The following is a 794-nucleotide window of genomic DNA, read 5'->3' as shown; positions in this document are numbered from 1 at the left end:
GGCACTGTTGCAAATAGTCGGTGGTGATAAACTTATCATCCCCTTTTGCTGATGGAGCTGCACATGAACCCATTCAAAGGCCGGCATTTTCAGCGTGACATCATTCTGTGGGCCGTACGCTGGTACTGCAAATACGGCATCAGTTACCGTGAGCTGCAGGAGATGCTGGCTGAACGCGGAGTGAATGTCGATCACTCCACGATTTACCGCTGGGTTCAGCGTTATGCGCCTGAAATGGAAAAACGGCTGCGCTGGTACTGGCGTAACCCTTCCGATCTTTGCCCGTGGCACATGGATGAAACCTACGTGAAGGTCAATGGCCGCTGGGCGTATCTGTACCGGGCCGTCGACAGCCGGGGCCGCACTGTCGATTTTTATCTCTCCTCCCGTCGTAACAGCAAAGCTGCATACCGGTTTCTGGGTAAAATCCTCAACAACGTGAAGAAGTGGCAGATCCCGCGATTCATCAACACGGATAAAGCGCCCGCCTATGGTCGCGCGCTTGCTCTGCTCAAACGCGAAGGCCGGTGCCCGTCTGACGTTGAACACCGACAGATTAAGTACCGGAACAACGTGATTGAATGCGATCATGGCAAACTGAAACGGATAATCGGCGCCACGCTGGGATTTAAATCCATGAAGACGGCTTACGCCACCATCAAAGGTATTGAGGTGATGCGTGCACTACGCAAAGGCCAGGCCTCAGCATTTTATTATGGTGATCCCCTGGGCGAAATGCGCCTGGTAAGCAGAGTTTTTGAAATGTAAGGCCTTTGAATAAGACAAAAGGCTGC

1 protein-coding gene is annotated in these 794 nt (G+C 52.5%); it reads left to right on the top strand.

The genetic code is table 11. The features are described 5' to 3' along the window. Positions 1 to 63 precede the first annotated feature (63 nt). A complete protein-coding gene (locus tag ACJ8QI_RS25510; protein WP_001067855.1) occupies positions 64 to 768 on the top strand; it encodes an IS6-like element IS26 family transposase in 705 nt (234 codons plus the stop codon). The last annotated feature ends 26 nt before the right edge of the window (positions 769 to 794 follow it).

This window comes from Serratia sp. CY84636 (assembly GCF_052166245.1).
GTDB lineage: Bacteria > Pseudomonadota > Gammaproteobacteria > Enterobacterales > Enterobacteriaceae > Serratia > Serratia nevei.
Note: the sequence above shows the minus strand (reverse complement) of the source record. Positions and strands in the feature narration are given on the sequence as shown.